Origin of the sequence: Streptomyces avicenniae (genome assembly GCF_000719135.1) — a bacterium.
GTDB classification, from domain to species: Bacteria; Actinomycetota; Actinomycetes; order Streptomycetales; family Streptomycetaceae; genus Streptomyces; species Streptomyces avicenniae.
Map to the genome: position 1 here is coordinate 363,130 of NZ_JOEK01000001.1, position 18,201 is coordinate 381,330.

The 18,201-nt window shown below is 71.9% G+C and carries 22 protein-coding genes and 1 tRNA gene; 12 read left to right on the forward strand and 11 right to left on the reverse strand.

What is annotated here, in order from left to right; all coding sequences use genetic code 11:
* Positions 1-6: 6 nt before the first annotated feature.
* The 10 genes from IF27_RS01650 to IF27_RS01690 all read right to left on the reverse strand — a co-directional run bounded on the left by IF27_RS01650 (position 7) and on the right by IF27_RS01690 (position 8,364).
* Positions 7-1,692, reverse strand: a complete 1,686-nt coding sequence (locus IF27_RS01650; protein ID WP_110945429.1) for a long-chain fatty acid--CoA ligase — start codon at positions 1,690-1,692, stop codon at positions 7-9.
* Positions 1,693-1,818: 126 nt separating this feature from the next.
* Entirely contained in the window at positions 1,819-2,394 is a 576-nt protein-coding gene (locus IF27_RS01655; RefSeq protein ID WP_052847412.1) for a SigE family RNA polymerase sigma factor, read from the reverse strand.
* A gap of 146 nt (positions 2,395-2,540) precedes the next feature.
* Positions 2,541-3,458 carry a DUF1906 domain-containing protein gene (locus IF27_RS01660; protein ID WP_052847413.1) on the reverse strand — a complete coding sequence of 306 codons (918 nt, stop codon included), beginning with the start codon at positions 3,456-3,458 and terminating at the stop codon, positions 2,541-2,543.
* Between the two features lie 194 nt (positions 3,459-3,652).
* Positions 3,653-3,943 carry a hypothetical protein gene (locus tag IF27_RS01665; protein ID WP_052847414.1) on the reverse strand — a complete coding sequence of 97 codons (291 nt, stop codon included), beginning with the start codon at positions 3,941-3,943 and terminating at the stop codon, positions 3,653-3,655.
* A gap of 207 nt (positions 3,944-4,150) precedes the next feature.
* Positions 4,151-4,816 carry a hypothetical protein gene (locus IF27_RS01670; RefSeq protein WP_052847415.1) on the reverse strand — a complete coding sequence of 222 codons (666 nt, stop codon included), beginning with the start codon at positions 4,814-4,816 and terminating at the stop codon, positions 4,151-4,153.
* Positions 4,800-5,381, reverse strand: a complete 582-nt coding sequence (locus IF27_RS01675; RefSeq protein ID WP_223290867.1) for a sigma-70 family RNA polymerase sigma factor — start codon at positions 5,379-5,381, stop codon at positions 4,800-4,802. The genes IF27_RS01670 and IF27_RS01675 overlap by 17 nt, the downstream gene beginning before the upstream one ends.
* 310 nt (positions 5,382-5,691) lie before the next feature.
* Positions 5,692-6,441 (reverse strand): hypothetical protein, encoded by a 750-nt coding sequence (locus IF27_RS01680; protein WP_052847416.1) that lies wholly within the window; start codon positions 6,439-6,441, stop codon positions 5,692-5,694.
* Between the two features lie 291 nt (positions 6,442-6,732).
* A tRNA-Ser gene (locus tag IF27_RS30785) sits at positions 6,733-6,860 on the reverse strand.
* A gap of 41 nt (positions 6,861-6,901) precedes the next feature.
* Complete coding sequence (locus IF27_RS01685) at positions 6,902-7,570, reverse strand: YdcF family protein (protein ID WP_052847417.1); 669 nt, start codon at positions 7,568-7,570, stop codon at positions 6,902-6,904.
* The gene (locus IF27_RS01690) at positions 7,570-8,364 is read right to left on the reverse strand and encodes a GntR family transcriptional regulator (protein ID WP_052847418.1); all 795 of its coding nucleotides are present in this window, start codon (positions 8,362-8,364) and stop codon (positions 7,570-7,572) included. Before IF27_RS01690 ends, IF27_RS01685 begins: the two co-directional genes overlap by 1 nt.
* A 568-nt stretch (positions 8,365-8,932) precedes the next feature.
* Between IF27_RS01690 and IF27_RS01695 the strand changes: the two genes are divergently transcribed.
* The 10 genes from IF27_RS01695 to IF27_RS01740 all read left to right on the forward strand — a co-directional run bounded on the left by IF27_RS01695 (position 8,933) and on the right by IF27_RS01740 (position 15,295).
* On the forward strand, positions 8,933-9,187 hold the full coding sequence (locus tag IF27_RS01695; protein ID WP_052847419.1) for a DUF6284 family protein: 255 nt from the start codon (positions 8,933-8,935) through the stop codon (positions 9,185-9,187).
* On the forward strand, positions 9,184-9,654 hold the full coding sequence (locus tag IF27_RS01700; protein ID WP_052847420.1) for a Pycsar system effector family protein: 471 nt from the start codon (positions 9,184-9,186) through the stop codon (positions 9,652-9,654). The genes IF27_RS01695 and IF27_RS01700 overlap by 4 nt, the downstream gene beginning before the upstream one ends.
* Positions 9,651-9,965, forward strand: a complete 315-nt coding sequence (locus IF27_RS01705; protein WP_052847421.1) for a hypothetical protein — start codon at positions 9,651-9,653, stop codon at positions 9,963-9,965. Before IF27_RS01700 ends, IF27_RS01705 begins: the two co-directional genes overlap by 4 nt.
* A complete protein-coding gene (locus IF27_RS01710) occupies positions 9,962-10,606 on the forward strand; it encodes an XF1762 family protein (protein WP_223290868.1) in 645 nt (214 codons plus the stop codon). Before IF27_RS01705 ends, IF27_RS01710 begins: the two co-directional genes overlap by 4 nt.
* On the forward strand, positions 10,603-10,950 hold the full coding sequence (locus tag IF27_RS01715) for a hypothetical protein (protein ID WP_052847422.1): 348 nt from the start codon (positions 10,603-10,605) through the stop codon (positions 10,948-10,950). The genes IF27_RS01710 and IF27_RS01715 overlap by 4 nt, the downstream gene beginning before the upstream one ends.
* Before the next feature lie 6 nt (positions 10,951-10,956).
* On the forward strand, positions 10,957-11,160 hold the full coding sequence (locus IF27_RS01720; protein ID WP_052847423.1) for a hypothetical protein: 204 nt from the start codon (positions 10,957-10,959) through the stop codon (positions 11,158-11,160).
* Positions 11,157-12,062 carry a hypothetical protein gene (locus IF27_RS01725; RefSeq protein ID WP_190232764.1) on the forward strand — a complete coding sequence of 302 codons (906 nt, stop codon included), beginning with the start codon at positions 11,157-11,159 and terminating at the stop codon, positions 12,060-12,062. Before IF27_RS01720 ends, IF27_RS01725 begins: the two co-directional genes overlap by 4 nt.
* A complete protein-coding gene (locus tag IF27_RS01730; RefSeq protein ID WP_052847425.1) occupies positions 12,059-12,403 on the forward strand; it encodes a hypothetical protein in 345 nt (114 codons plus the stop codon). Before IF27_RS01725 ends, IF27_RS01730 begins: the two co-directional genes overlap by 4 nt.
* 96 nt (positions 12,404-12,499) lie before the next feature.
* A complete protein-coding gene (locus IF27_RS01735; RefSeq protein ID WP_052847426.1) occupies positions 12,500-14,692 on the forward strand; it encodes a cell division protein FtsK in 2,193 nt (730 codons plus the stop codon).
* 210 nt (positions 14,693-14,902) lie between these two features.
* Entirely contained in the window at positions 14,903-15,295 is a 393-nt protein-coding gene (locus IF27_RS01740; protein WP_052847427.1) for a hypothetical protein, read from the forward strand.
* A 127-nt stretch (positions 15,296-15,422) separates the two neighbouring features.
* Here the strand turns inward: IF27_RS01740 and IF27_RS01745 are convergent, their stop codons facing one another.
* Complete coding sequence (locus IF27_RS01745; protein ID WP_052847428.1) at positions 15,423-16,439, reverse strand: SRA domain-containing endonuclease; 1,017 nt, start codon at positions 16,437-16,439, stop codon at positions 15,423-15,425.
* 75 nt (positions 16,440-16,514) lie between these two features.
* Here IF27_RS01745 and IF27_RS01750 point away from each other — a divergent pair, with 75 nt between their 5' ends.
* Together IF27_RS01750 and IF27_RS01755 are read left to right on the forward strand one after the other, a co-directional pair.
* Positions 16,515-17,228: a PP2C family protein-serine/threonine phosphatase gene (locus tag IF27_RS01750; protein ID WP_052847429.1), complete on the forward strand. Its 714-nt coding sequence runs from the start codon at positions 16,515-16,517 to the stop codon at positions 17,226-17,228.
* Between the two features lie 88 nt (positions 17,229-17,316).
* Positions 17,317-18,189: a bifunctional DNA primase/polymerase gene (locus tag IF27_RS01755; RefSeq protein WP_052847430.1), complete on the forward strand. Its 873-nt coding sequence runs from the start codon at positions 17,317-17,319 to the stop codon at positions 18,187-18,189.
* Positions 18,190-18,201: the final 12 nt, after the last annotated feature.

Sequence of the window (18,201 nt, forward strand, 5' to 3'; positions counted from 1 at the left end):
CCCCGCTCAGCGGTCCTCGCCGGACCGGGGGCGGGGCAGCGTGGCGACGGTCAGCTCGCCCGCGGCGTGCCGGGCGCGGATCAGCTTCTTGTCGAACTTGCCGACGCTCGTCTTCGGGACCGCGTCGAGGGCCGCCCAGTGGTCGGGGAGCTGCCAGCGCGGCACGCGGTCGGCGAGGTAGGCGCACAGGGCGGGGAACGCGCTGTCGGGCGCCGTCCCCGGGGTGAGCACGACGGTGGCCAGGGGGCGTTCGCCCCAGCGGTCGTCGGGCACGGCGACGACGGCCGCCTCCGTGACGTCCGGGTGCGCCATGAGGTGGTTCTCCAGGGCGACGGACGATATCCACTCGCCGCCCGACTTGATGACGTCCTTGGCGCGGTCGGTGAGCGTCAGGAAGCCGTCGGGGGAGATGACGCCGACGTCGCCGGTGCGCAGCCAGCCGTCCGGGCTGAACCGGTCGGCGGGCCGCTCGGGTTCGCCGTCGGCGCCGCCGTGGTAGGCGGCGGCGATCCACGGTCCGCGGACCTCCAGCTCACCGGCCGACGCGCCGTCCCAGGGCAGGATCGCGCCGTCGGGCCCGGCGAGGCGCGCCTCGACCCCGGCGGGGAAGCGGCCCTGGCTGACGCGGTACGGCCACTGCTCCTCCGGCGTCAGGCGGGCCGGGGGGCGGGCGACGGAGCCGAGGGGCGAGGTCTCGGTCATGCCCCACGCGTGCTCGACGCGGACGCCGTGCCGTTCGTCGAACGCGCGCATGAGCGCGGGCGGGCAGGCGGAGCCGCCGATGGTGACGCGGGTGAGGGAGCCGATGTCCTGCGGGCGCTCGGCCAGTTCGGCGAGCAGGCCCTGCCAGATGGTGGGGACGGCGGCGGCGTGCGTGGGCCGTTCTGCGGCGATCATCGCGGCGAGCGGGGCGGGCTGGAGGAAGCGGTCGGGCAGGAGGAGGCCGGTGCCCAGCATGAACGCGGCGTGCGGCAGGCCCCAGCCGAGCACGTGGAACATCGGGACGACCGGCAGGGACGTGTCGTCGGCGCTCAGGCCCATCGACTCGGCCATGCCGACCTGCATCGAGTGCAGGTAGATGGACCGGTGGGTGTAGAGCGTGCCCTTGGGGTGGCCGGTGGTCCCTGAGGTGTAGCAGAGGGCGGCGGCGGTGCGCTCGTCCAGCTCGGGCCAGGGGAAGGTGGTGGGGCGCCCGGCGAGCAGCTCGTCGTAGTCGTGGACGGCGGCGGCGGCGCCGTCGAGGGGGGTGCGGTCGCCCGGCCCGTTCACGACGATGTGCTCGACCGACGGGAGCGCGGGGAGCAGCGGCGCGAGCAGGGGGACGAGGGTGCCGTCCACGAGGAGGACGCGGTCGGCCGCGTGGTCGATGGTCCAGGCGAGCTGGTCGGCGGGCAGCCGGAGGTTCAGGGTGTGGAGCACGGCGCCCATCGAGGGCACGGCGAAGTACGCCTCAAGGTGCTCCGTGTTGTTCCACATGAGGGTCGCGACGCGCTGGGACGGCTCGACGCGCAGGTGGTCGTGCAGGGCGTGGGCGAGCTGGGCGGCGCGCTCGCCGACGGCGGCGAACGTGCTGCGGCGCGGCCCGTCGGGCGCTCCGGTCCAGGTCGTGACGGACGACGCTCCGTGGACCGTCGTGCCGTGTCGCAGGATGCGACTGACGAGGAGGGGCGTGTCCTGCATCGTGCCGTACACCAAGGGCCTCCCGCTGAGCGATGGTGGTGCGTCCGTGCCGGTGATTCTGCGGGGTCGGCAGCGCTCTTGGCCAGGGGTGGCGCGCCCGGGAGGGGCCGGGTACGCGGGCGGGTGGCGGCGTCGGGGTCAGGCGGCCATGGCGTGCTGCGCCGGGGCGGCGGCCGTGGGAGCCGCGCCGCGCAGGATGTCTATCAGCTGCTCGTCGTCGCGCAGTTTGGCGAGGGCGCGGGAGACGGCGCTCTTCACCGTGCCGACCGAGACCCCGAGAAGTTCGGCGGTGGACGCCTCGCTCAGGTCCTCGTAGTAGCGGAGGACGACCATGGCGCGCTGCCGGTCGGGCAGCTTCACTATCGCGCGCCACATGGCGTCGCGGACGGCCTGCTGCTCGGCGGGGTCGGTGTCGGGCCGGCGGTCGGGCTCGGGCAGCTCCTCCATGGCGTACTCGTCAACGCGGCGCTTGCGCCACTGGGAGGTGCGGGTGTTGATCAGGGCGCGGCGGACGTAGCCGTCGAGGGCGCGGTGGTCCTCTATACGGTCCCAGGCCAGGTAGGTCTTGGTCAGGGCGGTCTGGAGGAGGTCTTCGGCGTCGGAGGGGTTCGAGGTCAGGGAACGGGCGGTACGCAGCAGCATCGGGCCGCGGGCCCGCACGTACGAGCTGAAGGTCGGCGGTGGCGCCTTCTGGGCCGCGGTGGGCGTGGTCATGCTCTACAAACTAGGCCGGGGCACCCCTCGGGCGGATCGCCCAGAGGTCTTGATGACGTATCCGCCCCAAGGAGTAGAGGTGGTGTGGAGTGCACCTCCCACAGGAGTAGGGGACGGGTCGCCGACCCCCCAGGGGTATCAGGGATTCACCGGAGGACGGCCACCGGGGCGTGCACGAGGTTGCGGTCGATGGACAGACGGCGGCCCCCGTGCGTCTCGCTGACGTCGCCCGCGTACTGGTGGACGCGGCGGTGCGGCTGCCATGCGGCGGGGTCGAGCGCGGGCTCGTCGTCCAGCGACGGCGGGGCGTCCCAGCGGGCGAACCAGAGCACGTCGGGCAGATCGACGGCACCGGCCGCGCGGACGCTCTCCATGTGGGTGATGCCGGACGAGGAGCTGGAGTAGAGGCCGGGAATCCAGCCCTGCGTCCGCAGCTCGCGGCTGAAGCCCTGGACGAACGCGAGGGTCGTGCGGGCGCAGGAGCTGTCGAGGTGGTCGTACGCCTCGATGTCCAGGTAGATCGGGCTGCCGGGGGCGAGGCCCAGGGCCTCGGCCGAGGCGATGGCGTCGGCGGCCTCGGCGACGCCCTGCTGCCAGGGACGGTCGGCGTCGATCGCGGCGGCGCTCTTTGCGGCGTCGAGGACACAGGGCGACTGGGGGCCGACGTGCAGCGGGAGGAGGTGCCAGCCGAGGGCGGAGACCTCGGTGACCCACTCGGGCGTCAGGTTCGGCTGGGCGGGACAGGCGCGGCCGTCGCCGCCGATGTAGACGCCCACCGCCCGGTAGGGGGAGGCGAGCCAGCTGCGCATCGTGTCCAGGGAGGGTGCCTCGCACGTGTCGAACGCGGCGCCCTCGTAGATCTCCGCGCCCTCGGCGGCGAGGTCGCCGTTCATGAGGGTCGGGGCGGGAAGGGGCCGGGGGTCCTCGGCGGCGGTCGCCGGGGTGGCGAGCAGGACGCTGAGGACGAACGCGAGCAGGACGTGCCGCAGGTGCGGCGCGTGCCGCTGGGCGGGGCGCGCGTGGCGGGCCCGACGGGTGTGCTGAATGTGATCGGCATATCGCATGAGAATGAGTCAATGTGTCGCCGACCGGGGGAGGGCGCGACACTCCCCACGGCCGGGGCCGGGTTCAGCCGTACGGCGCAGTGCGCGCCCGCCGCACACGCGACCGCGCGGCCCGCACCCGAAGGCGCGGACCGCGCGGCTGACCCTGCCATCAGCTCGGTGACGTACCCCGGGACGTCACCGTGCGCCCGTCGTCACAGGAGGAAGTTGGCGACGACCAGCGTGTACGTGTTGTCGGACTGGTCGATGACCCCGAAGCCGTTGACGCTGGCGGCGTTGCTCTCGTTCGAGTTGCCGAAGCCCACCGACGACTGCTGGGTGACCGTGGAGTTGCCCTCCAGGTCGTCCCCGACGCCGCCGCCGATGATGGAGTTGCCGCTGAGCCCGTCCACGCTGTCCGCCTGGGCGACACCGGCGAGGACGCCGAGGGCGAGCGGTGCGGCGGCGAGGACGGCGAGGGTACGGGCGGTGCGGATGCTTGCCATGAGTCAATTCCTCCGTGGGATCGGACGGTTGGTGTGGCACAGCAGTTGGCCGAACTGCCTCGGACGGACCACGACGTCGTGACACCAGAGTTGCCCACCGGATCACCGGCTCACCACCCGTACCGGCCCGATTCCCCCGCACGAATGACGGGTGCGGAATAAACGCCCTTTCAACGCCCCCACGCGGCACAGGGGGCGCACGGCGGCTCAGGCCGTCAGTTCCTCGATGCGCCGGACGAAGTCGGGTCCCGGCAGCGGAAGCTCTATCTCGTCCACGAACTGCACCGCCTCGGGGACGTAGTGCACGACCGCGGCCGTGGTGTCCGTCAGGTACGCGTGGTCGCCGTGCAGCAGGGCGAGGACGCGCAGCACGAGCGCGGGGTCGCTGCCGTCGTCCGCGTCACCGTCCTGGAGGGCGCGCGGCGGATGCCCGGGGTCGGCCTGGCGGCGCCACAGCTCGGCCTCCCACTCCTCGCCGAGGGAGAGATGGTGGAGGTAGAGGCAGTACGCGGCGGCGGCGTCACCTGCGCCTGCCGCGAACTGCCACCAGAACCTCGCGCTGTCCTCGCGCCCCGCCAGCTGGAGCACACACCCGAGGACACGCGCCCCCTCCGGCTGCGGGACCCGTCCGCCGAGGAAGGCCGCCATGTGCTGGAGGGCGCCGTCCCGTTCGGCCACGGTCCTGCACAGCGTGGCCAGCTGACCGCCGACCCCGCCGGGCCGTTCCTCCGACCGCCCCGGGGAGCGCGCGCGTCCGGCGGCGAACCGGACGGCGATCCGCCGCTCGGCGGCGTCGAGTTCGGCGGGGCTGTACACGGGGAGCGGGCGGGCGAGGAGGGCCCGGGTCAGCAGGTCCTCAATGCTCGGGGTCATCGTCGCCGCCCTCCTTCTCAGGAGTGGCCAGGCCGAGCGACTCCTTCAGGCGGTGCTTGGCGTAGCGGGCGGTGGACCGGACGCCGGGGACCGTGACGCCGAGGATGTCCGCCGTCTCCGACGGGCCGTAACCGATGCAGTAGCGCAGCACGATCACGTCGTGCTGACGCTCGGGCAGCTCGCGGATGGCCTGGTAGAGGGAGAGGCTGTCGGCCAGTTCGCCGACCGGGTCCACGGCGGTACGCAGGGCCTCGGTCTCGAACGCCGCGGTGTCCATGACGACGGGGCGTCGGCCGCGGTCGCGGGCGGCGTCCAGCACGCACCGCTTCAGGACCGTCCACGCGTACCCGGCGGGGCTGTCCAGCCGGAGCACGTCGCCCCACTCGGCGGCCAGTTGCTCGAAGATGCGGTCGGCCGTCTCCTCGGCGGCCTGCCGGTCACCGAGGTGCAGTTCGGCCCATCTGACGTAGGCGGGGCGGTAGAGCTGGTGGAAGGCGCGGAGATCCGCGGGCAGGGGGATCAGCCGGCCGACACCGTGGCGGCGCGGCGAGGGGCTTCCGGTCACGGCCGGGCCTCCCGTATCCGCGGAACCGCGCCCTGGGCGCCGCGGCGCCCGGCGGTCTGCTCGTTCACGGACCTCCTGGTCCTCTCGTCGTCCCCGCTCCGTGTCCCACCCGGGACCGGTCGAACTTCCCTACGGGAGAAGCTTCCCAGCCGGACGGGCGAACGCAAAAACGCCCGGCGCGAGACCTTCACCACGCCCCGCGCCCCGACGCACCCGAACACGGGTTCAGCGGCGCCGACATGACGGGGCTCACACTCTCTCAGCTCCCCGGCCCGCCCGACCCCACACCGACGTCACGGCGTTCGGTGCGTCACGACAGCCGATGGCGCACCCAGACGCACGGCTCGCAGTAGACGGCGTGGCCGTGCGTCGTGTCGCAGTGCACCGGCACCAGGGCGCCCGGCACCTCCACGGGGCCGGTGGCGTCGAACGGCAGCCCCGTCCACGCGCGCCAGTCCGCGAGGGTACCTGCGATGGTCATCGCGCGGACCGACACGCCGCTGATCAGGCCCCCGGCCCGGACGTGGACCCGCAGCCACGGATCGACCGGCAGGCCGTCGTCCCTGCGCAGTCGGGCATAGTCGGCGATCGACACGTCCGGGTGTTCGTGCTTGGCGCTCGGCCTGACCGGCGCGACCAGGTCGGCGAACCCCCGGTCGGCGGCGTTGCGGCGCATCGCGGCGAGCATGACCGACGACAGGCCCGTGCCTCTGAGGTCGGGACGGACGGAGATCTCCAGCGCGGACACCGTCGTGCCCCGGCGCCCGGCGAGCCGGTCGAGGGTCGCGGTCAGGATGACCTCGTCCCAGCCACCGGCCGGGAGCGGCGCGTCCGGGGCGCGGTCCCAGGTGAACGGCACGGAGTACCCCTTGGCCACCAGCCGATCCGGCCGGTCCCGGTCGATCGCGATCAGGACGAACTCGGGGAACGCCGCGTCGAGGTCGCCGAAGTACAGCGGGGCGACCGGGTCCTGGGTCATGAACGGGGGCCAGTCGTCGAAGTCCCCCAGCAGCGGCACGAGGTCGGGCCGCTGCTCGGCGGTCGTCACCAGCAGATCCATGTCCCTCACCCCATCCCCCACGGCACCACGATCCGGCGCACGCTACCGGTCCCACGCCGAGACACGCACACGATTTCCGCCCCGGCGACGGAGGCCGACTCGCTTGCCCAGGGAGGACGCTCGTGCCGATGAGGACCTCAAGCCGGTGCCGGACGTACGTGCCACGGCCCGGGTGGCCGCGGGCCCCTCGTTGTGCCGTGTCGGGCGGGGAGCGGTGCGCGGACACAGCGGCGGCCCCCGCCGGTTCGTACCGGTCGGGGGCCGCTGTGAGCTGCTGTTCCGCTAGCGATGCGGAGGCGGTGGGATTTGAACCCACGGTGACATCGCTGCCACGACGGTTTTCAAGACCGGGCAGCCGAACGTGCCCCTCACCCGCCTGACCTCGGCCTATCCACCACTCAGCCCTTCTGAACCCCTCCCCTTGGCCACAGGATGGCCACAGAGGCCGAACGAGGCCCGATCAGGAGGCGGCGGACGAGCGGACGAGGCGGCTGGTGAAACCGGCCGCACACAGACGCTCGAAGGCCGCGTACACGCTCGGCGGGACGGGTTGACTGACCATGAAGCCCTGCGCCGGGTAGATCAGGAGCCGTTGCAGGGCGCCCACCAGCATGTCGATGACCAGTCGGGCGTCCCCCACGGATTTGGCGTAGTCGGCGAGCGTCATCGACGTGGACGCGCTCACTACCTCAACCTCGGGCCAGAGCTTCCGCGCGGTGGCATAGGCCCGTCGTTCCTCGTAGGGCTTGCTCACCAGTAGCACGGAGCGCACTTCGATTCCGCGCTCTTCCAGCAGAGCGCGCGAGAACCGAATGTTCTCGCCGGTATTTCGCGCTCTCGGCTCCGCGAGAACGGCCGAGTCAGGCACGCCGAGTTCAAGCGCACGTTCTCGGTAATGAACGGCTTCCCCCTTGGGCATTCGCTCTTTGCTGGTTGGACTTGTCGCCCCGGTAAAGACGATGACCGGGGCGAGTCCCTGCCGGTAGTAGCCCACCGTGGCATCGGCGACACCCAGGTCATGGCTTCCCAGTCCGATGGCGACCGAGCAGGGGCGGGGTTCGTGATGCATCTGGTGATAGTCCCAGATGACCTGAGCGTCCTTCCAAGAATCCGCCGAAATCTCACTCATCAGCCCCTCCCCTGTCCATCCCGCGCCGAGTCAGGAATCCGAAACTCATACTCCCAGGAAAATCGGGATGCGATGTGAACGCCAATGGCGTACTCGATCACCGTTCCATCCGCCGTCCGGGTCGTCCGGTGCAGTTCTACAACCGGTTCGCCCGATCGGATCTGGAGTAGTTCGGCTTCGTCCTGCGTCGCTTTCCGCGCCCTGAGCACTTCCGTCATGGAGTCCGGCTCGTAGCCAGCTTCGTACAGGACGCGGAAGCCACCGCCCTTTCCCGCAGGCCCGGGGGTGGGATCGATCAGCCGCGTCCCCTCGACGTGCTCCGGGAGGTAGTAGCTCGTAAGGGTGTGGGTCGGCCGGCCCTTCTCCTTCACCAACCGCGCGCGGGCGTACACCTCGGCCCCTTCGGGAAGCCCGTGCGCCTTGGCCACGTCGGCCGAGGCCGGTACTCGGCTGATCGTCTGAGTCTGGTCACTTCGCTTGTACTCACGGCCGGACGCCACGCGGTCGGCGATGAACGCCACCTGATCATCGTCACGCCACTTCACCTTGTCGTACCGCTGGGTCCCCAGCCTCTTCAACGTCGGGCGTTCCTGCACCACGGTCCCGTGCCCCCGGGAGGACATGACGAGACCTTCCGCTTCCAGCGCCTTGTAGGCGGTCTGCACGGTGGTCTTCGATCCCTCACCCCGGTCAACCAACTCCCTGATGTGCGGGAGCGGCTCGCCCGGCTTGTACCGGCCGGCTTCGATCTCCGCGCGCAGCCTGTCCGCCAGCTCTCGCCACTTCGACACCAACGCAGGACTCCTCTCGCTCTTGCCAGTGAAGCACAGGGGCCACAGTCCCGGGACTGTTGACAGTCCCGGGACTGTGGTGCATTCTCTTGTCCAACGGCTCGCAGTCCTAGGACTACGAGCCAGAGGGGCCCGTTCGGGCTGCTCATGCTGAGGGCGGGGACGCTGCAATCCCGCTAAAGGCCAGGGGACAGGGCGCTTCGGTGCCCGACTGGCGAGGTGGCCCGGCGACCGCGAGCAACGGCCGGAGAGTGGGACTACGAGAGCCCTTTGCAGTGCGACACGCATATCCGAACCGACCAAAGAGGTCTTCATGCCGCGAAGTACACGGGCGGCTGCCAGCGCTCGACCGGCACGGCAGCTGAGCCCTTCCGCGTCATCTCAGGCCACACGAACCGCAGACACCTGAGCTGCCCGTGACCACCGCCCCGCGCCTCATCGGCGTTCGGCGGCGGTGGTGTTCGGGGGGATGCAGGACTGCCCCACCCGACAACGAACGGCGTGCACCCCCGGAGCTGGAACTCCGGGGGTGCTGTTCGGGCCGTTCCACCTGCTAGGGAGACCACGACCCATGTACATGGTTCCACAGGCGGCGTCGGCCGCCGATCCGCTGGACGGTGAGCCGTCGAAGGCGGAGTTGGACGCGATCGAGCGTGAGATCCCGCTGATTCTGGCGGAGGTCGAGTTGCTGGACGCGGAGATCATCACCCTTGACCGGCCGCTGTCCGAGCTGGATGTGCGGCGTCTGCGGCGGGCGGCCCGGCGGGTGCTGGCCGCTCGCCGTGAGCTGGCCAACCGTGGCGGTCACCTGGGGGTGAGCGCATGAGCAGCCTGCCGGACCGTGACGTGAGCGCGGCGCTGGACGCGGCGTTCGCCGAGGTGCAGGGGCAGATCGCGCGGACGGACACCAAGACCGCGAATCAGACGACGTTCATCGGCCTGTTGCTGACCGGGGTGACGCTGGCGGGCGGCGCGATGCCTCTGCCGCTCGCGGCTTGCCTGGTCGGCGGCGCCGGCGTCGCGCTGCTCGTGATGGCGGCGGGTGTGCTGCTGTGGGCGGCGCGGCCGAAGCTGAAGCCGCGTGCGGCGGGGACGTTCCCGCACTGGGCCACCCTGACCGCCGAGGACCTGATCGCGGACCTGACGGCCGACCGGCGCGCGGGCGCCGTCGTCGCCCTGTCCCGTCTGGCCATGGCCAAGTACGGGCAGGTGCAGCGGGCGGTCACCCTCACCCTGGCCGCCGGTGTTCTGCTGGTGGTCGCCGCCCTCATCGCTGTGGGGGGTGCGCTGTGAGCACGGAAACGTTCACCGGGCAGAGCCCGGCCGTGACCGCGCTGGCCGCGATGCTGGCTGCGTTCGGGGATCTGCCGCCGGTCAGTGTGGGGCTGTCCAGGCATTACCCCGGGCGGCTGGACCTGTCGCTGCACAACGACCTGGCCGCGTTCGAGGAGTGGCGGGCGGCCCTGGGGCTGGACCTCGCCGGGGTCGAGCTTGTAGCGGACTGGCTCACGGTCACCGGCACGTGGGGCGGCGCCGAAGTCAAGCTGACCGGCCACGGCGTAACCGTCCCCGCGACGGCCGAACCGGCGGGGGTGGCGGCGTGAAGCTCACGGTCGTGCCGCTGACGCTGGCGGACGCGGGGGCGGCGGTGGACCGCTGGCACCGCCACCACCGGCGCCCGCAGGGGCACCGCTTCTCCCTGGGCGTCCTCGACGGCGCGGATCGTCTGCGTGGGGTGGCGATCGTCGGCCGCCCCGTTGCGCGCGTGCTGGACACCGGCTGGACGGTGGAGGTCACCCGGGTCGCGACAGACGGCTGCCCCAACGCGTGCAGTGCGCTGTACGGCGGGGTGTGGCAGACCGCCCGGGCCATGGGCTTCCGCCGGGCCCTGACCTACACCCAGGACGGCGAGTCCGGCGCGTCCCTGCGGGCGGCCGGATGGCGCCGCGCCGCCGAGCTGCGCCCGCGCACGGGGTGGGACACGCCGTCCCGCCGCCGGACCGGCCGGGGCACGGACGGCATCGCCCGGACCCTGTGGGAGCAGACCCGGGCGGGGGCACTGCCGCTGCCGCCCATCGGGGTGCTGCGGGACGAATTGCGGGACGAAATCCAGTGCGCCGCATGCGGACGCTCTGTGCCTCTCCCGCCCGGCCCCGGGCGCCCGCCCCGGTACTGCACCGTCGCCTGCCGCAAGCGCGCCTACCGCCACCGGCACACCCAGAGAGCGGCGGAGGTGGCGGCGTGAGTGAGCCGATCGTCTACACCCGGCTGTGGCACGCGGTCATGCGCGCGGCCGGATACCAATGCCAGTGCCGGGGCGAGTGCGGCAACCCTCACAAACAGGGCCAGGGCCGCTGCCCGCGCGAGCACGACAAGCACCCGGGCATGCACCGTGCCCCGGTGCGGCTGACCGCCGCCCCCGCCGACCCGGCGGTGACCGGTCTGGCCGCCGCACGCCTGCCGCGCGGCGAGCTGCGCGCGTGGTGCCCCGACTGCCACGACGGCGCCCGACGCGCCGCCAAGCGCGCCGCGCGCGCTGAGCCTGACGCGGATCAGGGCGGGCTGTTCGACCTGGCGGAAGGGAGCTGAACGGCCATGACCAAGCTCTTCTTGCTGCTGGCTCTGCTGCTGGCGGTCGTCGTTCCCGCCTGGTTCATGGCCATGGTCGGCGCTCTGCTGGCTGTGGTCGGTGCGGTGACGGTGTGGGCGGTGGCTCAGCCGTTCCTCGTCGCCTTCGCTGTCGGCATGGTCGCCGGGGCTCGTGCGGCGGGTCGGCGTCGTCGGGGGTGGGTGTCGTGAGGCACAGCGCCCGGGACATCCGCCGTCTGCGAGGGGTGCAGAAACGGCTGACCGCCGTGCTGGTCGTGATCGCGGTGATCGCGCTGGTGTTCACCGCGACGTCGGTGACGCTGTTCGCCATGCGGCACGGGGTACACCCGGGGATCGCGTGGCTGCTCGACCCGATGGTGGCGCTCGCTCTCGGGGCGGTGCTGATCACGGACGGGGTGTTGGCCGAGTACGGCATCAAGCCCCGCGGCTGGTCCACCGCCCTGCGGTACTTCGCGGGTCTGGCCACATGGGTGATGAACTGCTGGTCGTCCGTCTGGCCGCCCGGCACCCCGTTCGGGGTGCCGCACCACGTGGACGCGGCCGGTCTGGTCCTGCACTCGATCCCGCCCGTTCTGCTGATCGTGCTCGCCGAAGCGGTCACGGCCTACCGCCGGGCGATCCTGGCGAAGGTCGCCGAACTCGAAGCAGACGACACGCCGCCGCTCGAACCGGCCGCCCCGGCGCCCGTACCCGTGGCGGTGGCGGAGCGGGTGCGCGTACCCGAGGCGTACCCGCGACCGCCCGAGGCCGTACCCGCCGGGGTGCGGCTGCTGCCGATCGTCGCCCGGCCGGCCGCCGACCCCGAGCCCGACTTCACGGCCCGGGGCGAGCGGCCCCGGGCGGCCGTACTCGCCGCTGCGGCGCCGCGTACCCGCGTGGAAGCGCGCGTACCCGAACCGTCCGAGGAGCCTGCCGGGCCCCTCGAAGGCGCGGGTGAGGACCCGCTGACCGCGCAGGCGCGGGGCGACTTCCCGGAGTACCTGGCCGCTGGTCAGGTCCCGCCGTTCCGCGTTCTGCGCACGAAGTACCGCATCAACCAGGACCGCGCCCGGCGCATCCGGGACGAACTGACGAAGGAGCCGGTGGGATGAACCTGCCCGCACACGACCACCACGGCGGGTGCGGCTGCTACCAGCAGCCGCACGCCACGCCCGACAGCAACCCGTGCATGCCGGTGTACCTGCCCCCGCAGCAGGCCGGCGGCCCGTACACGGTCCACCCGTACCCGCCCCACGCCGCGTACCCGGTGCCGCAGACCGACCGCGCCGCGCAGATCGCCAAGTACGGCGGCGCCGCCGCCGTCGTGGTCTTCACGGTCATGGCCGTGGCGCTGTTCGCCGTGGCCATCGCCATCTCGGCGGTGGCCCTGACCACCTGCCTGCTCGTCCTGCGCGCCCTGTGGCGCGAGATCCAGGGCGACGGGCGCCGCTGAATCCGCCCCGGGGCCGGTCCTCTTCGCCTGGCAGCAACCGGACCGGCCCCGGGCCCTCGACCGCCCCCGTGCGGGGCTACTGGAGGAATCCTCATCATGTCCGAAGTCCTCAACGGGTACGACCGGGATGCGCGCGTTCCGGCCGTACCCGACCCGGCGGGTACGGCGGGTACGCCCGTACCCGACGCCCCCGGGCCGCGTACCCGTCCGCCGCTGCGGCTCGTCAAGGACACCGACCCGCCGCCGCCCGCCGAAGCTCCCGAGGTGGCGGTAGAGCGGCGCCATACTCGGCTGCGGCAGGTACCCCGCGCCGTGGTCACGGCCGCCCGGCATGAGCGCACCCGCACCGTCGCCCAGGCTGCCGTGCGGCACGGCCTGTTCGTCGTCGGCGGTACCCGCATCGTGTCGCGGCGGGTGTGGGACGCCCGCACGGCCGCCCGTTACGAGCGGATGATGCGGGCCGCCGAGGCGGCCGGCAACCACGAGATGGCCATGGAGTGGGAGGCGCGCGGCCGGACAGCGCGGGAGGCACGTCATCAGCGCCGCATGGAGCTGCTGGCCGCCCCGCAGCGGGCCGCGAAAGCCGCCTTGTGGGGCGGCGGGCTGACCGGCGGGCTGCTGCTCGCCCTCGGCGTGGCCCTCGCCTACGCCAACGGCGACCCGCGCGATGTCGCCGCCCCGGCGCTCGCCATGGTCGAGTTGATCCGCTGGACGGTCATGGCCGCCGCAGTCGTGTGGGGCCCGCTGGTGACCGTCGCCCCGTGGCTCGTCCTCGCCGGCCTGTGGGGTGTCGGCAGGAAGCAACAGGCCGCGCCGAACTGGACGCTGCCCGCCGCCCAGCGCGCCGACAGCGGCAGCACGCCGATCACGCCGTCCGCCGTGGTGGTCGCGCTGCGGGATCTGGGCGTCGCGACGCTGCGCAAGGCCGTCCAGCAGATGGGCGACAACGGCGCCGCCATGCTCGGGCCGATCACGATCGCCGGGTGCGGTGTCGAGGTGGACGTGACACTGCCGTCCGGGGTTTCGACGGACGAGGTGCAGAACAAGCGCCGCAAGCTCGCCGAAAACCTCGCGCGGCATGAGCACGAGGTGTTCATCACCATCCCCCAGGCGGCCCGCACCGTGCGGCTGTGGATCGCCGACTCCGGCGCGCTGGACGAGCCGATCGGCCCGTCCCCGCTGGTCATCGATCCCGAGCTGACCGCCAGCTACAAGACCGGCCGCGCCCCCTGGGGCCAGGACCTGCGCGGGGACGCGGCGCTGGTCAGCGTCTTCCAGCGGCACCTGCTGATGACCGGCCTGTCCAACCAGGGCAAGACCGCCGCCCTGCGCGCCCTGGCCCTGTGGCTGTCCCTCGACGCGTCCGTCGAGTTCCGCATCGCCGACCTCAAGGGCGCCGGGGACTGGGCCATGTTCGACGGCCTTGCCACGGTGCTGATCCAGGGCCCGACCGATGACGATGTGATCGCGGCGACCGAGATGCTGGAAGACGGGGTGGCGGAGATGGAGCGGCGTCTCACCTCGCCGCCCGGCACTGTCTTCCCGCCGCTGGTCCTGCTGGTCGATGAGGCGCAGGTCGCGTTCATGTGCCCGGCGGTCGGGGCGGACAAGCGGCCCTACGGCGGCTCGAAGGCCACCTCCCGCTACTTCATGGCCGCGCGGAAGCTCCACAACCAGGGACGGGCGGTCAACGTCACCCTGTGGCAGGGCACGCAGGACCCCACGGACCAGAACCTTCCCAAGCTGGTCCGTGAGGGCGCGCACCTGCGCGGCTCCCTCGCTCTCGGCACCGAGTCCCAGGCGCGCATGGCGCTGGGGGACAAGGCCGTTGACGGCGGCGCCGCCCCGCACCTGCTGCGGCAGGGCCTCGACAAGGGCACCCTCATCATGGCCGGTGACGGGGTGAAGGTCGCGGCGGGGCAGTCGTCGGTGACCATCCGGACCCACTACATCGACACCGAGCAGGCCGCCGAGATCGCCGACCGGGCCAAAGCCCGCCGCGCCGGGATCACCACCCGCACCGCCGCCGGCACCGACGAACCGGCCGATCACCTCGCCGACATCGCCGCCGCGCTCGGGGAGGACAAGCGGGTGCGCACCGACGAAGTACGGCAGCGGCTCGCCGAACTCAACCCGGGCGAGTACCGGGGATGGACCGCGCAGGACCTCACCCGCGCGCTCGAAGCGGCCGACGCCGCCCCCTACAAGTCCGGCGGCGTCATGGTCGTCAGCCGCGCCCGCGTCCTCGAAGCACTCGCCGAGCGGGACACCGACACCCCCGAAGACTAACGCTCCGTAAGGGGAGGCGGCGGGGGAGCCGGGGAGAACTCCCCCACTGCCTCCCCCGCCGCTCCTCCCCGCACTGATCAGCACCAACAGCCCGTGAGGGAGGCAGGGAAGCACCCCCTCCGACCTGCCAAAACCCCCCGGAAACACGGCCCGGCAAGCCTTCCCCACCCCTCCCCAGTCACACACCGTGATCATTCTTGGAGGCGAAGCATGTCCACGCTCAGCGGCGCTGAGTACCGCCAGATGAAGCGGGAAGCGCGCGACTTCGCACGCCGCGCCCGCACCGGCCGCACCTACTACGTCGTCCAGACGGCGGGCGGCCACGACCCCGGCAAGCGCGTCTGGGAGTTCCGCTTCACCAGGGTCCCCCTCATCGGCCTGTGTGCCGGGAACGGCGCGGCCGGACCCACCCCCGAAGAGATGTGGATGCGGTACGGCCACGTCTACGACCGCCGCGACCACCCCGATATCCGCGACTTGCGCACCTGGCGCGAACACCGCGAGTACGACGAGAAGTTCGAAGCGCAGTTCCTCGGCAGCCGCCGACACCACCAGGCCATGAACAACGCCGCCCGAGGAACCGGCTTCCGCTCCACCTGGTAGCCCCCGTCCGGGGCGGTCACTCCCTCAACAAGGACCAGGGACACCGCCGCCCACAACGCCCAACAGGTCACTGCCACTGGGCTGTTCGGCAAGGCCAACGGCACCATCACCAACCAAAGTTAGTGCGTTAGTTGGAGCTTGGCGGCAGGGGGAAGCCTTCGAAGCCACCCTCCTTCTGGGTGACCAGCGCGATGTTCTCTCTGTCGAGGAGTGCCTGGATGTCCGCGGTGGGTTTGCTCGGCAAGAGCACGGCGAGGCGAAGGCCGGGCGGTACGTTGATGTGCCGGCGGTAGTCGAGCAGCTGGCCGATGGCCATGCGGACGTGGGCGCGGGTGGACAGGCCCTTGGCCTCGTAGAGCACGTTGTCGGTGACGTCGTAGATGTCGGGCGTGAGGGTGCCTCGTTCACCGGCCACGGTGATCTGGAAGCTCTTGTGCGTGTGGCCGGCCGCGGTCAGATGCGCCTGGAACGCCTTGGTGAGCTGGCCCTCACGGCGAATGACCTTGCGTGCTCCTCCTGCAACGTTCGAAGTGGTCTCGTCCGTCGCGTGGTTCTCGGTCTTCTTGTCCTTGGCGCTCGTCTGGGCCGGCAGCTTCACAGGCTCGGGGAGGGTCGGCACCTCCACGACGGTGTTCTTCGTCGCCGGCTTCACGGCATCTGCGTCCGTCAGGTGCAAGGTGGCGCCGGGCGCCGGGCGCAACCTGAAGACGAAGACGCGGCGCATGGCGCCGTTCCTGTCGGGCGCCATGCGCTCCTCGTAGGGCAGCACCGGGTCGATGACGACCTGCCCGACGTACCGCTGGTACTTCTCCTTCTTCTTCAGCACCTTGCCAGCCGCGACGAAAAGGTGAACCTCGCGGCCCATCTGCCCTGCCTCCAGCAGCGACTTGTTTCCCCCGGCCAACTGCTGGTGCCCCTCTGTTCCTGCGCCTGTGTAGAGGTAGAGCGTGCCGAACTCGTCGTCTTCGGCCTGGCCATCAAAGGTGTAGCCGTGCTTCTTCCCCACCTCGGGGTCCGAGTACACGAACACCTTCTTGGCAGACACGGAAGGCACGATCCCGCCACTGGACACCGACCCCCCGTACACATCAACCACATCTTGCCGAGTCGTGATCACACCAGGAGCGAATTCGAAAGACGCCATACCAGAAACCTACCGGGCACCACTGACAGCAGTGCATTCCTCTCTCAGCAGCAAATCTTCCGAACAGGAGATCCTTTGACCAGCAACACTGCTCGCATCACCACGGCCGCCGCTACCCGCGAGGGGTCCGGCGGTCCGTCCGGGGACGCCTACGCCATCCACACCCTGCCCGGCACCCAGATCGTCGGTGCCGCCATCACGGACGGCATCGGCCATGGCCCCGCCGTCGCCGAGATGAGCCAAATCAGCGCTCAGGTCGCCGCCCGCGTCGCGACCCGACGCCACGCCCTCAGCGCCCTGCTCGCCGCCGGGAGCGTCGTCTCCGTTCCGGCGGACCACCCGCGCGACGCCCCCAACGGTGTCTCGATCGCCGCCGTGACCAGCCCCGGGCACAAGACTGAGATCGCCTGGATCGGCGACTGCCGGGCCTACGGCTGGGCGGACGGCACCCTCGACCTGCTCACCACCGACCACAGCGTCGGCAACTGGCTCCGCCACAACACGGACGAGGGAATCGAACTGCTGGCCGCCGCGCACGACAACTGGAGCAGGGGCCACATCGGCTGGGCCGACGTGTGGACGGTGCACACCATCCTCACCGCCGCCCCCTTGGTACTGCTCACCAGCGACGGCGTACACGCACAGATCCCCCCGGGCGACATCGAACGTCTGGTTGCCGAACACGCCGACAACCCGCAGACCCTCGCCGACGCTCTTGTCGCCGCTGTCCAGCCGGACCTAGAGGGATACCGCGACGACGCCACCGTCGTCGTCATCCAGCACACCTGACTTTGCCCCCGGGGTGACCGCTCCTCTGACCAAAGACTCGCGGTCGCCCCGGGTCCCAGCCCCTCAAGAGAGAAGCCGGAGACCCAGCATGACATCTGACTCCCGCGCCGCGTGGCTGAACGCGGCGCTCGATCTGGCCGCGCGGGGTGTGCCCGTGCTGCCGCTGAACGCCGACAAACGGCCGGTTGCCAACTGCGCCCGCTGTGAGCGGAACCGGTGCGGTGGCCGGCCGAACATGAAGGTGGCCGGGCCGTGCCTGTGTGCGGCGCCGTGCCACGCGTGGGCCGCCTCGACCACCGATCCGGCCGTCCTCACCTCGCGTGCGTGGGCGCGCGCCTGGGCCCACGCGGGTGGGGTGGGCTATCACCCTGGCGGCGCCGGGGTGACAGTGGTGGATCTCGACAGTGCGGCGGCGGTCGCCTGGGCCCGCGAGACGCTGCCGCCCACCCGCACCGTTCCGACGGCGCGTGGTGAGCACTGGATCTACCGAGGCGCCATGACGTCTCACAATGCGGTGCGGCCTGGTGTGGACATCAAGTCGTCCATGGCCTACGCCCGTTGGCGCGGGCCCGGCGGCGGCGCGGTGGCGCTTCTGCCGGACGCCGTGCGGGCCCTCCCGCGCAAGGACGGCTCGCCGGGCGGCGGGGCTGTCGTGTCGAGGGCCCGCTGGGACCGCACGCCGGCGGCCGGGTGCCGTCACACGCAGAAGTACGTGACCAGCGGTGTCGAGCGCGGTCTGGCCATGGTGCGTGCGCGTGCCGAGCAGGGGGCGGGGTCGCAGGCGTTCGGGGTGGCGCGGTTCCTCGCGGCGCGGCACGCGGGGTGCGCGGGGCCGTGCGGGTTGGAGGCGATCGGGTGGGAGATCGTCCGGGCGGCCGTCGCGGTCGGGGTGCCCGAGGCGTATGCGGTCCGCGCGGTGGAGCGCGGGTTCGCCGAGGCCGGGGCGGAGCTGGTGTCGTGAGCGGGGAGGACG

Excerpts from the sequence above, each read along its gene's own strand:
- IF27_RS01655 (WP_052847412.1), bottom strand. The coding sequence starts at position 2,394 with ATGACCACGCCCACCGCGGCCCAGAAGGCGCCACCGCCGACCTTCAGC.
- IF27_RS01660 (WP_052847413.1), bottom strand. The coding sequence starts at position 3,458 with ATGCGATATGCCGATCACATTCAGCACACCCGTCGGGCCCGCCACGCG.
- IF27_RS01665 (WP_052847414.1), bottom strand. The coding sequence starts at position 3,943 with ATGGCAAGCATCCGCACCGCCCGTACCCTCGCCGTCCTCGCCGCCGCA.
- IF27_RS01670 (WP_052847415.1), bottom strand. The coding sequence starts at position 4,816 with ATGACCCCGAGCATTGAGGACCTGCTGACCCGGGCCCTCCTCGCCCGC.
- IF27_RS01680 (WP_052847416.1), bottom strand. The coding sequence starts at position 6,441 with ATGGATCTGCTGGTGACGACCGCCGAGCAGCGGCCCGACCTCGTGCCG.
- IF27_RS01685 (WP_052847417.1), bottom strand. The coding sequence starts at position 7,570 with ATGAGTGAGATTTCGGCGGATTCTTGGAAGGACGCTCAGGTCATCTGG.
- IF27_RS01695 (WP_052847419.1), top strand. The coding sequence starts at position 8,933 with ATGTACATGGTTCCACAGGCGGCGTCGGCCGCCGATCCGCTGGACGGT.
- IF27_RS01700 (WP_052847420.1), top strand. The coding sequence starts at position 9,184 with ATGAGCAGCCTGCCGGACCGTGACGTGAGCGCGGCGCTGGACGCGGCG.
- IF27_RS01720 (WP_052847423.1), top strand. The coding sequence starts at position 10,957 with ATGACCAAGCTCTTCTTGCTGCTGGCTCTGCTGCTGGCGGTCGTCGTT.
- IF27_RS01730 (WP_052847425.1), top strand. The coding sequence starts at position 12,059 with ATGAACCTGCCCGCACACGACCACCACGGCGGGTGCGGCTGCTACCAG.
- IF27_RS01735 (WP_052847426.1), top strand. The coding sequence starts at position 12,500 with ATGTCCGAAGTCCTCAACGGGTACGACCGGGATGCGCGCGTTCCGGCC.
- IF27_RS01740 (WP_052847427.1), top strand. The coding sequence starts at position 14,903 with ATGTCCACGCTCAGCGGCGCTGAGTACCGCCAGATGAAGCGGGAAGCG.
- IF27_RS01745 (WP_052847428.1), bottom strand. The coding sequence starts at position 16,439 with ATGGCGTCTTTCGAATTCGCTCCTGGTGTGATCACGACTCGGCAAGAT.
- IF27_RS01755 (WP_052847430.1), top strand. The coding sequence starts at position 17,317 with ATGACATCTGACTCCCGCGCCGCGTGGCTGAACGCGGCGCTCGATCTG.